This is a genomic window from Facilibium subflavum, assembly GCF_003574485.1.
Lineage (GTDB): Bacteria > Pseudomonadota > Gammaproteobacteria > Francisellales > Francisellaceae > Facilibium > Facilibium subflavum.
Genome location: NZ_QLIT01000004.1, coordinates 1 through 13249, shown reverse-complemented (window position 1 = coordinate 13249; position 13249 = coordinate 1). Strand labels below are relative to the sequence as shown.

The window sequence follows — 13249 nt, the reverse complement described above, 5'->3', positions numbered from 1 at the left end:
CGGAGGTCCAGGTTCTTCGTTTGTAAAATTTCCATTTTGAATACAGCTTGCATATAACTTTGTGAAATATCCTACACGAAAAAACTTTAAAATGCTTTATTAGGCGTGATCAATGTGTGCTTCTAGTAACAGCTACGCTTGCCAAGCACGGATGGCAAATTTGGATAAAAGCATTCATTTTCACTGCAATTTTTAAATGAAGAAGCTATACTGGTGCAAGTTTTTTTTAGATAAAAATAAAAAGGAGAGTTATGACACGTCCAAGTCACCGCGCTTTTGATGAGATGCGTAAGATACAGGTGATCAGAAACTTCACAAAATATGCTGAAGGATCTGTATTGATTAGTTTTGGTCAAACCAAAGTTTTATGTACAGCCTCTGTCATGAAAGAAGTTCCACGTTTTTTAAAAGATGCCAATCAAGGCTGGTTAACGGCAGAATATGGCATGTTGCCTAGATCAACGCATACACGTGTTGATCGAGAGGCTGCAAGAGGGAAGCAATCAGGACGCACACAAGAGATTCAGCGACTGATTGGGCGAGCATTACGTGCAGTGGTTGATTTAACAAAAATTCCTGGGTACACAATTAAAGTTGATTGTGATGTAATTCAGGCTGATGGTGGAACAAGAACAGCTGCGATTACCGGTGCAAGCCTTGCGGTTGGAGATGCCATTAATTATATGCATAAAAAAGGGCTGTTGGCTTCTGAGTGTCAGCCTATCATATCTCATGTGGCGGCGATATCTGCGGGAATTTATAATGATAAAGCCGTATTGGATCTTGACTATGAAGAGGATTCAACGGCTCAGACGGATATGAATATTGTCATGACAGACAAAGGCGGGATCGTTGAGATCCAAGGTACTGCCGAGCAGGCGCCTTTTACTGACGAGCAGTTCCAGCAAATGCTTTGTTTGGCAAGAAAGGGAATTCAAGAGATTATTTCTAAAACGCGTTATGAGACAAGCGCGGCTGATTTAGCTTAGTTAATAGTACTATTGACCATCATGCCTAGAGTCTTAAAAGCTGCTGATTAATGCGGCAAAGTATTTCAATATCCCTTTTTTTAAGTTCATTGCAGAACTGCTGTAATGCTTCACTTGCACAAAAAACCAATCGTTTTTCTAACATGTCAATTTGGTTACAGATCGATTGGCGTTCTTTGTGTAAAGCGGCTAAATTTTTATCGTTTTGGATAAGGTGGTCTAATGCCGTATTAGTATGGCCAACTACTTTGCGCTTTTCACGTTTGATTTGTGTGGGGCGGTTGTTTGATGTTGTATAGTTGTTGGTCGTTTGTGGTGTAATTGTGCTGTGATTATTCGTTGACCTTTTCTTCTTTAAAGATAATTTTTTGCGAATTGGTGTGTCACTCATATGTTATCGTCTTTTCATTTGGTTTTTAAATAGTATTTGGTGCATTGTGTTGTTACACCGCTTTAAGATAATCTTGATTATAGCATGGTTTGTGTTTGAAATGTTAGCCCTTACCTTATTTACTTGTAACTGAGTTTATAATTGCATTATCAATATGATGATTGTGCTTGATTTTGGAACAACCTGACTTTATAATACACAACTAAGGCGCCGTTGAAAAGGTGAAACGCATAATTGCTTCAAGCGGGAGTGTGTTCTAAGCGCATTTAAAATAATGAAAGTTTTATAATAAATAGAGAGGAATAAACAATGCCAGCTACGATGCACTATAATAATGCACCAATAACTGATGCAGATCAGTCGCTACCATTACGTGATCATATCAAAGAAGTTATTGCAACCTACTATAAAAACATGGTTGCACAGGGTACAAAGCCAGAGAATGTTTATGAACTGGTCATGGCTGAAGTAGAGCTTCCTTTGATCGAAGCGACAATGGAATATACAGGCGGAAATCAAAGTCGCGCCGCTAAAATTCTGGGCATTAACCGTGGTACTTTTCGTAAAAAACTTGCACATTATGGTATGTTATAATTAGATTCTAATACGACTAAAATCTTGAACTTTTAAAGCCATTTTATGGCTTTTTTTATGTCCAGTTCATTTAAAGTTTTCATGACTAATTGGAATATTGACAATAACTATCTACAAAACTCACCAGGTAAGTGACTACTTTTTTATAAATGTAGCACATAAGCTTATGTGATATATCGTGCATGATTACTGTAGTTTGACATGCGCTAATGAAGCAGCTTGATAGATGATTTCATTACCAAAGGCTTTACTAATTCTATCTGTAAGTGATAAAGGCTGGGTGTAATCAATAATTGGCAAGCCTTTGAATTGTTCACGTGCAACGCTGGTAACAGAGCCAAAATCATCGATTAAACCATAGCGTTTAGCCTGGATGCCTGAAAAAGGCATGCCGGAGAAAAGCTTGTCTTCGGCTCGCTTATCAAGACGATCGCCACGGCCAGCTTTAACGGCATCAATAAATACCTCATGTGTTTGAGATAGCATTTTTTCCATTTCACTGACTTGAGATGCGCTTTGTGGCTCAAATGGATCCAAGAAACCTTTATCTTTACCTGCTGTGTATAAGCGGCGTTCAACACCAATTTTTTTCATTAAATCAACAAAGCCAAACCCGCCTGCACGTACGCCAATTGAGCCGGTTATTGTCATCTTGTTTGCATAGATTTTTTGTGCGGCTGAGGCAACATAGTAACCTCCTGAAGCACATACATCAGTACAAATTGCATAAACTGGGATTTTAGGGTGTTTTTGTTCTAAATAACGTATTTGTTGATAGATTTCATCAGATTGAACAGGGGAGCCACCAGGACTATTAATTTGCAGAAAAACCGCTTTTGTATCTGCACTTTTAAAGGCGTTTTCCAGACTCTCATTGATTCGTTTTGCGTTGGCTACAGCGTCATCACTAATAACACCATCAAGCTTAATAAGCGCAATGTGAGACTTTGGCAGTGGACCTTTTTCTGAGTAATCCTTAAATATAGAGACTAAAATAAAAACAACGATAACAAGCCAGCATAACCTGAAGAAAATGCGCCAGCGTCGACTGCGTCGTTGCTCTTTTAGATAGGCGTTTGCAATGCGTTCCAGATGTTCAGACATAATCCCTCAACTCGTTCTTTATAAATATGTTAATAATGTAGAACAAATCTTAGGAAAAATCACGTGCTTTATTTAGCTGATTGATTCCATGTCTATTTTGATCGCAAGTTCTTCTAGCTGTTCTTTGTTAACATCAGAAGGCGCTTCAGTCATCAAACAGCTTGCTGTTTGTGTCTTTGGAAAGGCGATGACATCACGGATATTCGTTGTATTGGTAAGCAGCATGACAAGCCGATCAAGGCCAAATGCGATACCACCGTGAACAGGCGCACCATGCTGTAAGGCATCTAATAGGAAGCCAAACTTTTCTTTGGCTTCTTGTTCACTAATACCAAGTAAGGAGAAAACAGCTGATTGCATGGCCTGATCATGAATACGAATAGAACCGCCACCTACTTCATAACCATTGATGACCATGTCATAAGCACGCGATAGCATTTTCTCAGGTGCTGATAATAATTTAACAGGATCATTCGTTTTTGGTGAAGTAAATGGATGATGTAGTGCGTATAGGCGATCATCTGCTTCTTCAAACATCGGGAAATCAACCACCCAAAGTGGTGCCCATGATTTTGTATAAAGCTGTAAATCTTCCCCAATTTTTACGCGAAGCGCGCCCATGGAGTCATTGACGATATGCGATTTACCCGCGCCAAAGAAGATAATATCACCATTTTGCGCGCCACTAAGCGCGATCGTTTTATCTAATGCCTCTTGTGAGAGGTTTTTGATAATAGGGGACTGCAAACCTTCTTTACCTTTTGAAATATCGTTCACTTTGATATAAGCAAGACCTCGAGCGCCATATATTCCTACAAATTTTGTATAATCATCAAGCATTTTTCGTGTTAATTTTTCACAGCCCATTGGCAAACGCATGGCGATGACTCGAGATTTTTCATCATTGGCCGGTGTAGAGAAAACCTTAAATTCCTCATTTTTCATGATATCTTTTATATCGACAAAGAATAAGGGAATGCGGAGATCTGGCTTATCAGAGCCATACTTCTCCATGGCCTCAGCATAACTTAGGGTGGAGAATTTTTCATCAAGCTCAACGTTAATGGTTTCTTTAAACAAGCCTTTAATCATGCTTTCAACCATTTGCTGGATTTGCGTCTCATCCATAAACGATGCTTCGATATCGATCTGTGTGAATTCAGGTTGGCGATCAGCGCGCAGGTCTTCATCACGAAAGCATTTAACGATTTGATAATAACGATCAAACCCAGAGACCATTAGTATCTGTTTAAATAACTGTGGTGATTGTGGTAAGGCATAAAATTGCCCCTTATGATTACGGCTTGGTACCAAGTAATCACGGGCACCTTCCGGTGTTGCCTTGGTTAAAAAAGGCGTTTCAATATCTAAGAAACCAGCGCTATCTAAGAAGCGACGAACAAATTGTGTAATTTTAGCGCGTTGTATCAGCCGATTTTGAATTTCAGGACGTCGCAAATCGATATAACGATATTTAAGACGAACATCTTCACCAACATGCTGATGTTCATCGATCTGAAAGGGAATGGGTTTTGCCTGACTGATAATTTGAAGCTGTTGACCAATGACTTCAATTTTTCCACTGGCAAGATTTGGATTTTCCTGACCGCTTGGCCTTGGTTTGACGACGCCTTTTGCTTGAATAACATACTCATGGCGTACACCATCAGCGATATTGAAGACTTCTTTGTTTTCAGGTTCAAAAACAAGTTGAACTAGGCCGGTTCTGTCTCGGATGTCTAAAAAAATCACACCGCCATGGTCACGCCGACGATGCACCCAACCACATATATCAACAATTTCATCAATCAATGTTTCATTTACTTCAGAGCTGTAGTGACTACGCATTCTTCTTACCTATTTGTTTTCAAAGTTAACGAGTAAAGTAATAAATTTTTTGCCTGACCAGCATATACAAATATCTTATTATTGACAATGCTTTGGTTGGAAAGTTAAACAGATAATTTCACTTTTTTTATAAAGCTAAGATGATTGGTGGCAATAAGGGGTAAAAGGTAAAAAACCTAATGGCAGCCACCTTTAGCAGTAGCGCAGTTTTTTGTACAATGATTATTAAGATTAAGCTCAAAGCGAAAGCGTTGTGCAAAATGCTTCATCAATGCAACCAAAATACCCATAAATATTACACAGCCAATAATCCATGAAAGCGCTTGTGTTGGATGAGATATAATTAAGGTAGCCTGATAGACAATAATTGCTGAGGTATAAGCAATGGCGGTGCTCCAAAGAACAGAAATCGCTGCCCAGCCGCGCGTGGCCTCTCTTGCCATCGTGCCAATCGTTGATGCGCAAGGAATATATAATAAAACAAATAGCATATAAGCAAAGGCTGCCGCTAGAGAACCAAAACTAGTAATCATGCCACCCATTGCTGTTTTACTCATACTTGTGTCGGCTTCTCCTGCGGCAAATGGGTTTAGAAAAGCAGTAATATTCATGTTGGTAAAGCCATTGATTGTGTCATCCCAAGCACCTTTGAGCCCTCCCCAAAGATCAAATGGCTGTTTTGCAACCTGTTGCAAAGTTTCAGGTTCTTGTTGCGTGTAAAGCGTGTTAAGTGTGCCAACGACCACTTCTTTTGCCAAAGTTCCAGTTAACAAACCAACTGTTGCTTGCCAATTATCCTTTGATATGCCCATGGGCTCAAGGACAGGTGTGATTGAACGGCCAACCTGTGCTAATACAGATTGTTGAGAGCCACCGGCGACAACCTTGCCATCTACTTGAATGCTATTTAAGGTACCCACTAATACACAAATGGGAATGATTACTTTACCTGCTCTGAAAACAAAGCGTTTTAAACGACTCCAGCTATGTAAAACAATGGTCTTGAAGTTTGGCATGTGATAGACAGGGAGCTCCATTACAAAAGGTGCACTTTGGCCTTTTAAAATAGTGAACTTAATAACATAGCCTGTGATGATTGCGCCTAATATTCCAATTAAATATAGACCAAATACAACCAGGGCGCCGCTTTGCGGGAAAAAGGCAGATGCAAAGACAGCAAAAATAGCTAACCGCGCACCGCATGACATGAAAGGTGCCATCATAATCGTCATTAATCGATCACGTCGGGTTTCTAATGTGCGAGCAGCCATAATTGCCGGCACATTGCAGCCAAACCCGACAATCAGTGGAACAAATGCCTTGCCAGGTAAACCTATGGCCTGCATGAATCGATCCATCACATAAGCAGCACGCGCCATATAACCTGAATCTTCCAGGAAAGATAAGAATAAGAACATACAACCAATCTGTGGTACAAAGGTCAACACGGTATTAAGTCCTAAACCAATACCTTGACCGATAATAGCAGTCAACCATAATGGCAAACCTAAATAGACACCTAAGTGTGTGATTCCATCAATAAAAAATAGGCTTGATGTATTATCAAACAACGGCTGCAGTGCACCACCAATGGTGATGGTAAACTCAAACATCAAATACATGATAAATAAAAAAACAGGGATACCCAGGTATTTGTGCATGCATATGCTGTCAATGATTTCAGTGGTTTTGTGTCTTGTGACTTTTTGATTGTCACAGCTTTGTTGAATGACAGCTTCAAGTGCTTGATAGCGCTGTGTTGACAGCTGGATTTCCGCATCTTTATGGGTGATAAATTGATCTTTAAGTGACAGTAACTGCTGATAGGTTTTTTCATCAAGTAATAAGGGTAAGCTGTAATCATCTTCAATTAATCGTGTTGCCAGCCACAAACTTGGATAGGGTAGACAAAGATGTTCAATTTTAGCTGAAAGCGCTATTGTTGCTTTATCATAATGCTTTTTAAGATTAAAGGTAGAAGGGTTTATAGGAGAAACTAGCGCATTTTTTAGCTGATCGATACCAACTTTTTTACGTCCAATAACAGGGATAACAGGACATCCTAGAGTTTGAGCAAGCTTATTATAGTGAATAATAATCCCTTTTTTTTGGGCAACATCGATCATGTTTACCGCTAAAATCACAGGGATATTCATTTCAATTAGCTGCATAGTTAAATAAAGATTACGTTCTAAATTGGATGCGTCAATAACATTGATAACCGCATCGGGTTTAGTCTCAATGATATAGCGTGTTGCAATCTGTTCATCCAGGGAGGATTGATCAGAAGCTGTCAGGCTGTAGATCCCAGGTAAGTCGGTAATCTCAATTTTTTGGTTTTGAGCATAGGTAAACCCGATTTTTTTATCAACAGTCACCCCGCTCCAGTTACCGACTTTTTGACTAAGCCCAGTCAGTGCATTAAAAATAGTTGTTTTCCCACAATTTGGATTACCAATGATCGCATACTTCATAAGGCTTCTACTTTTAAAAATTGAAGTTCAGCGCTACGCAAAGAAACGGCGAAATTCTTAATAAAAATATGGTATGGGTTCCCAAAAAGTGCCTTTTTAGCAATGTAAAAATCAACCCCTGGAATAAACCCAAGGGATAGTAGTTTTTGCATATAATTGCGTGGACAGTCTGTTGAAAACCCAGTAATTCGATAAGATGTTTTCGTTTTAAGCATTTTTGCTCCAAATTATGTAAGTTACAAACGCTAACCACCAGTAAAATAGCTCATGTGCTAAATAGGGGTCTGTTTTATAGACAAAAGGATTGTAATGAAATATTTAATTCAAGTCAATTATAATGATAAGCGTTCGCATTTAATAGCTATAAATTTGATGTAAATCAATTTTAGTGATCAGTTAACGCGCTTTCAGGGATAAGTAGTGTTAAAAGACTTGCAATAGTCGCACAAGCCAGTAATAAAAAGGCTAAAAGTATATTTGCTGATATTGGTATGATGACAACAATAGCGCTGATGAGTGCTGCAATTAACATCGAAATACAGCCATATAAGCCGCCAACAGCGCCTAGTCGTGCTTTAAAGGTCACAATTGCCAGTGTGCTACTGGTTGGGAAAATAATGCCTGCTGATAAATTAAAGATAATAATGGCTATCATGATAAGCGTGAGGTTATGACTAAAAAACAGCGCTTGAATAAGTAGAATAATACTTGAGAACAAGAACAGACCAACGGCAATTTTTTGGGCGGTTTCAATCGCAATGTATTTTAAAGCAATGCCATTGGCAAACATACCAAGCATGATAAATGCCTCACCGATTGCAAAAATAGCAGCATAGTCTAATGGGTTTAATCCAAAGTGCACCTGGAATAAAAAAGCACTCAGCGAAAAATAAGAAATAATTGTAGACATCATTAAGCTTGATATTAACATGTGTTTAATAAAATGCTTGTTTTTGATCACCCACAGATAGGTTTTTACAGAAAGCTTTGCAGAAAGTCTTTTTTTCGGTGTAAGCAAGGTTTCAACAAGAAAAAACTGTGCTAATACATAGCAACTAATACTTAGGATGAGAATAAAAATAAAATCAGCACGCCAATGATATAAATGTGCTAAAATAGCACCGATTATGGGCGCTAAGACAGGTGCTAAAAGTGTGCCAATACCAAGAAATGACATAAAGCGTGCATAGTCTTTTTTATCAGGAATTACATCCCGAAGAATCACACGGCCTAAAGACATGGGAGCAGCCATGCCTATGGCCTCAAGTGCGCGGCCAATCATCAATTCAGTGAAACTTGTGCTAAGAAGTGTAATCAATGTGCCAATAATGCTGATCGCAAGGCCAGATAAAAAAATAACACGTCGCCCATAACGCTCAGATAATGGTCCATAGATAAGCTGTGCAAAAGCGAATATGATAAAGTAAAAAGTCACGCTAAAAGCTAAAACTGAAGGGTTGGTATGAAACTCATGAGTAATGCTGGGCAAAGAGGGAACATAAATATCGGATATAAAAATACCTAACATCGATGTGAATAATATGATGATAATAAAAATTACTTTGGCCGGTTTTGATACCTTGAGTGTTAGCATGAGCCCCCTTTAATGTACTGTTTAAATTTGAACGGCTGTTCATGTTTTTAATTATACATTACCCAAGAAGCATTTAATAGCCTTTCTGGTTAGGTGTTTTTCAGTTTTTGTGAAGGTTTAACTTAAGGGGGTAATTGCACATATAAAAAGGTAAAAAGAGATTTGTGTGGCGAGGATGAAAAATTTATAGCGCTTGTGCTAATAAATCTGCTTTATCTGTTTTCTCCCAGCTAAACTCATCTTCTTGACGCCCAAAATGACCATAGGCGGCTGTTTTTTGATAAATAGGCCTTAAAAGATTCAAGTGGTGTGTAATCGCATAAGGGCGAAGGTCAAAGTGTTTGACAATTAATTCTTTGATGGTGTTGTCATCGACTTTACCAGATCCAAAGGTATTGATCATGATTGATGTGGGTTCAGCCACACCAATGGCGTAGGATATTTGAATTTCACATTTATCTGCAAGTCCTGCTGCAACGATGTTTTTGGCAATGTATCTGCCCATATAGGCGGCTGAGCGATCAACTTTTGATGGATCCTTTCCTGAAAAAGCACCGCCACCATGATGTGCCGCACCACCATAGGTATCAACAATAATCTTGCGTCCTGTTAAACCACAATCTCCAACAGGGCCGCCGATAACAAATTTACCTGTTGGGTTGACAAAATACTTTGTGCTATCTGAGAGCCATTCAGCAGGTAAAACAGGGCGTATAATTTCTTCAATAACGGCTTCTTTAATCACATCCTGAGCGATATTTGGAGCATGCTGGGTTGATAATACAACCGTGTCAACAGCAGAAGGTTTGCCATCAACATAGCGCAAAGTTACTTGCGCCTTGGCATCAGGACGAAGCCAGGAGAGAGTCTTGTTTTTACGTAAAAAAGCTTGTCGCTGCATTAACTTGTGTGCATAGTGAATAGCCGCAGGCATAAGATCAGATGTTTCATTTGTGGCAAATCCAAACATTAAGCCTTGGTCACCTGCGCCTTGATCAATTGGCTTTTGTCGATCAACGCCTTGGGCAATTTCAGGTGATTGTTTGCCAATGGCATTGATAACAGCGCAACAGTTTCCATCAAAACCTAGATCATCTTTATCATAACCAATATCGATCACGACTTTGCGCACGATATCTTCAATATCAACCCAAGCTGAAGTCGTGACTTCTCCGGCAACCAGTGCCATTCCTGTTTTAACCAGGGTTTCACAGGCAACACGTGCATGTTTATCCTGTATTAATATCGCATCTAAAATTGCATCAGAAATCTGATCAGCAATCTTATCAGGGTGCCCTTCAGAAACGGATTCAGAGGTAAATAAAAATGTATTGGACATGTTTGTACCTTTTTATGTTGTGTTTAACAAGCTAAAAGGCTTCTATAAGAAGATTGATTTATATAGAAACGCTTTAGCGGTTTTATTTTTTGTCGCCCGCAAGTTGTTGTTAAATCAGCGACATTTTCAGTTAAGCGCCATATTAATATTAAATGTGGCACAAAGTCAAATATAATGAAGAAAGTTAGGTAATTCCTATACCAGGCGAAGGCCGCCTTTGCCCTTTGAGGCAGATTTGTTGCTAGGTGGATTTACATCATCATCACTTTCGCCCTCATTGACATTAATGCCATAGCCAAATTCGCGTGCATAAAGGCCTTGTTCTGTTTCGCCAGAGTAAAGCTCCAGAATACTTTCTATCGGGATATTAATAGACATAACATCACCATCAAAAGTGGCATGAAAAGTTACTTTTTCATTATCACAATGAAAGTCACTAATGGCATCAGGGGAGAGGTTTAGTAAAATTTTGCCATCCTCATCAATATAACCTTCTGGTACGATAACGTTTTCATATTCGGTATCAATAAGCATATAAGGGGTGAAACCATGATCGACTAGCCAGTCATAGGTTGCTTCAACAAGATATGCGCGTAACATAGCCATTTTAGAGAACTCCTTTTTACATCTTTATACTTTTTCTGAATGATGGGCGGTTAAACAGGCGCTTTGCATAGTTAATTAATGGCATGGCTTTTTCTGGTAATTTAATATCTAACTTAGGCAAATTATATAAAATAACGGCCATTGAGCAGTCTAATATCGTAAAATCATCACCTAACAGGTAAGGCTGTTTCTTCAGTATTGGAATAAGTTCAAACAGTATTTTTAAAAGTGCAATTTTACTTGCTTGTTTTTCATCTTCACTATTACTATTAAGTGTTTTGATCAGTAATGGCAGCCATTCATCATCAATTTTTTTGCCAAGCATGCGTGCCTGGGCACGCTCTAGCGGGAATACTGATAATAAAGGTGGGTAAGGAAAGCGTTCTTCAAGGTATTCAAAGATAATATCCGCTTCATAAACGATAAGATCTTTTGTCATCAAGGTTGGCACTTTCCCATAAGGGTTAAGTTCGTATAACTCTTCTATCTTGTCTTCTTGTTCAATATCAATAATATCTGCAGTAATATCTTTTTCTGCTAAGATGATTTTAATACGATGACAGAAAGGGTCATTGCCACTTGTGTATAAAGTCATTGTTGAGCGTTTATTTTGAGCAGACATGTGTGTGCGCAATCCTCTATTAAAATGATTGGGTCATTATATACCACTCATAAAGCATTTTACAGCTTTTGATTATGGTTTTGTTGTGATATTAACAAAAAAGCGCACTGCAATGCAGATGCGCTTTTAGAATACCTTGCAGATGCATTTTCACATAATGCAGTATCTGCACATAAAGGTGTATCTTAACGTTTAGAGAACTGACGTCTTCTACGTGCTTTTCTAAGGCCAACTTTCTTACGTTCAACTTTACGAGAGTCGCGCGTAACAAAGCCTGCTTGACGAAGCGCTGGCTTAAGTGTTTCATCAAAGTCAATTAAAGCACGCGCAATACCTAAACGGATTGCACCTGACTGACCAGTGGTCCCACCGCCTTTTACTGTGATTTTAAAATCAAACTTATCAAGCGCATCAATAAGGTCAAGTGGTTGTTTTACGACCATAGAAGCTGTTTTACGGCTGAAGTATTCATCTAAAGCCAGGCCATTAACGTTGATACTGCCAGTTCCTTTTTTCATGAAGACGCGGGCAACTGAGCTTTTACGACGACCGGTTCCGTAATTGTATGTTTGTGTCATATCTAAACCATCCTATTAAATTTCTAAAACTTGCGGCTGTTGTGCGGTATGTGGATGTTGTTCACCACTGTACACTTTTAACTTTTTGTACATGGCGCGACCAAGCGGATTTCTTGGCAACATGCCTTTAACTGCTTTTTCAATCGCACGCTCTGGATGGCTGGCGATCAACTTTTCAAATGAAGTTGATTTGATACCGCCAATATAGCCGGTATGGTGATAATAAATTTTATCTTTTCTTTTATTACCAGTCACTGCAACTTTTTCTGCATTGATTACAACCACATAATCACCTGTGTCGACATGTGGTGTATATTCTGCTTTATGTTTTCCACGCAGGCGTCTGGCAATTTCTGTTGCAAGACGGCCAAGTGTTTTGTCTTTTGCATCGATCAAAAGCCATTCTCTTTTGACTTGATCAGGTTTTGCATTAAACGTTTTCATCTTTGTTACCTTAAGTTTTCGTTGTTAACTACTCAGTTTCTGCAAAATCTTTCAGCGTTTAAGCTGACAAATTTAAGCGTGCATATGCTAACAGAAGATGAATAAAAAAGAAAGGGGTAATTGGTGATTAACTTTGCGCCGAATTGCATTATTTACAATAAAACAATGAGTGGATGCTGATCTTTAACTGAAGTTACGCACTTTGCTATTTTTGTATATCACCTCATCCGTCACAGCCGCTTGGCGGCTGTCCACGCAATAGTTGTTTCTTAGCAATAACGGTTGGGGCCGTATGCAAAGGCTGATCCAATTGCAGAAAACCTAAAAGATAGCTTTTGGTTTTGGCCATAACTGCCTTGAGTGTCCAATGATCATCACGTGGATCCCCGCCAAGCGAGCGAGTTGCTATGTTGTATTGATGAATTAGCCCCAGAGAAATTATCCGAGTAAACTAAAGGAGCTTAAACTTTAGAAGGAGAATCCTCATGAGGAAATACGATTATACAGGAAAGGTTGTTTATATGGGTATTGACGTTCATAAAAAAACGTACGCATGTGTAAGTATTTGTGAAGGAGAGATCGTCAAAAAGGATACCATGCAAGCTGATCCAGCCAGTTTGATTTCTTATATTAAAAATCAATTCGCAGGCGCTAACGTAGAAACGG

At 39.0% G+C, this 13249-nt stretch carries 14 protein-coding genes; 3 read left to right on the top strand and 11 right to left on the bottom strand.

Features of this window, described 5'->3' with window-relative positions; genetic code table 11:
* Window positions 1-251: 251 nt before the first annotated feature.
* Window positions 252-989, top strand: a complete 738-nt coding sequence (gene rph, locus DNK84_RS00890; RefSeq protein WP_119342695.1) for a ribonuclease PH — start codon at window positions 252-254, stop codon at window positions 987-989.
* A 25-nt stretch (window positions 990-1014) separates the two neighbouring features.
* Here rph and DNK84_RS00885 read toward each other — a convergent pair whose 3' ends face one another.
* Window positions 1015-1380, bottom strand: coding sequence for a hypothetical protein (locus DNK84_RS00885; protein WP_119342694.1), 366 nt, complete (start codon window positions 1378-1380; stop codon window positions 1015-1017).
* Between the two features lie 309 nt (window positions 1381-1689).
* Here DNK84_RS00885 and DNK84_RS00880 point away from each other — a divergent pair, with 309 nt between their 5' ends.
* Window positions 1690-1974 (top strand): helix-turn-helix domain-containing protein, encoded by a 285-nt coding sequence (locus DNK84_RS00880; protein ID WP_119342693.1) that lies wholly within the window; start codon window positions 1690-1692, stop codon window positions 1972-1974.
* Window positions 1975-2160: 186 nt separating this feature from the next.
* On the opposite strand, the gene DNK84_RS00875 is transcribed toward DNK84_RS00880, so the two are convergent.
* The 10 genes from DNK84_RS00875 to rplM all read right to left on the bottom strand — a co-directional run bounded on the left by DNK84_RS00875 (window position 2161) and on the right by rplM (window position 12583).
* Window positions 2161-3078: a S49 family peptidase gene (locus tag DNK84_RS00875; RefSeq protein WP_119342692.1), complete on the bottom strand. Its 918-nt coding sequence runs from the start codon at window positions 3076-3078 to the stop codon at window positions 2161-2163.
* A gap of 72 nt (window positions 3079-3150) precedes the next feature.
* A complete protein-coding gene (aspS, locus tag DNK84_RS00870) occupies window positions 3151-4926 on the bottom strand; it encodes an aspartate--tRNA ligase (RefSeq protein ID WP_119342691.1) in 1776 nt (591 codons plus the stop codon).
* Window positions 4927-5102: 176 nt separating this feature from the next.
* A complete protein-coding gene (gene feoB, locus DNK84_RS00865; protein ID WP_119342690.1) occupies window positions 5103-7400 on the bottom strand; it encodes a Fe(2+) transporter permease subunit FeoB in 2298 nt (765 codons plus the stop codon).
* Window positions 7397-7615 carry a FeoA domain-containing protein gene (locus DNK84_RS00860; RefSeq protein ID WP_119342689.1) on the bottom strand — a complete coding sequence of 73 codons (219 nt, stop codon included), beginning with the start codon at window positions 7613-7615 and terminating at the stop codon, window positions 7397-7399. Before DNK84_RS00860 ends, feoB begins: the two co-directional genes overlap by 4 nt.
* Before the next feature lie 170 nt (window positions 7616-7785).
* A complete protein-coding gene (locus tag DNK84_RS00855) occupies window positions 7786-8994 on the bottom strand; it encodes a Bcr/CflA family efflux MFS transporter (RefSeq protein WP_119342688.1) in 1209 nt (402 codons plus the stop codon).
* A gap of 184 nt (window positions 8995-9178) precedes the next feature.
* Window positions 9179-10333, bottom strand: coding sequence for a methionine adenosyltransferase (metK, locus tag DNK84_RS00850; protein ID WP_119342687.1), 1155 nt, complete (start codon window positions 10331-10333; stop codon window positions 9179-9181).
* A gap of 195 nt (window positions 10334-10528) precedes the next feature.
* On the bottom strand, window positions 10529-10939 hold the full coding sequence (locus tag DNK84_RS00845; RefSeq protein WP_119342686.1) for a ClpXP protease specificity-enhancing factor SspB: 411 nt from the start codon (window positions 10937-10939) through the stop codon (window positions 10529-10531).
* A 16-nt stretch (window positions 10940-10955) separates the two neighbouring features.
* Window positions 10956-11561: a glutathione S-transferase N-terminal domain-containing protein gene (locus tag DNK84_RS00840; RefSeq protein WP_119342685.1), complete on the bottom strand. Its 606-nt coding sequence runs from the start codon at window positions 11559-11561 to the stop codon at window positions 10956-10958.
* 185 nt (window positions 11562-11746) lie between these two features.
* Entirely contained in the window at window positions 11747-12139 is a 393-nt protein-coding gene (gene rpsI, locus DNK84_RS00835) for a 30S ribosomal protein S9 (RefSeq protein WP_119342684.1), read from the bottom strand.
* 15 nt (window positions 12140-12154) lie between these two features.
* Complete coding sequence (gene rplM / locus DNK84_RS00830; protein WP_119342683.1) at window positions 12155-12583, bottom strand: 50S ribosomal protein L13; 429 nt, start codon at window positions 12581-12583, stop codon at window positions 12155-12157.
* A 485-nt stretch (window positions 12584-13068) separates the two neighbouring features.
* On the opposite strand from rplM, the gene DNK84_RS00825 reads away from it, so the two are divergent.
* The coding region (locus DNK84_RS00825) for a hypothetical protein (RefSeq protein WP_208123223.1) at window positions 13069-13249 on the top strand (181 nt) is incomplete at its 3' end.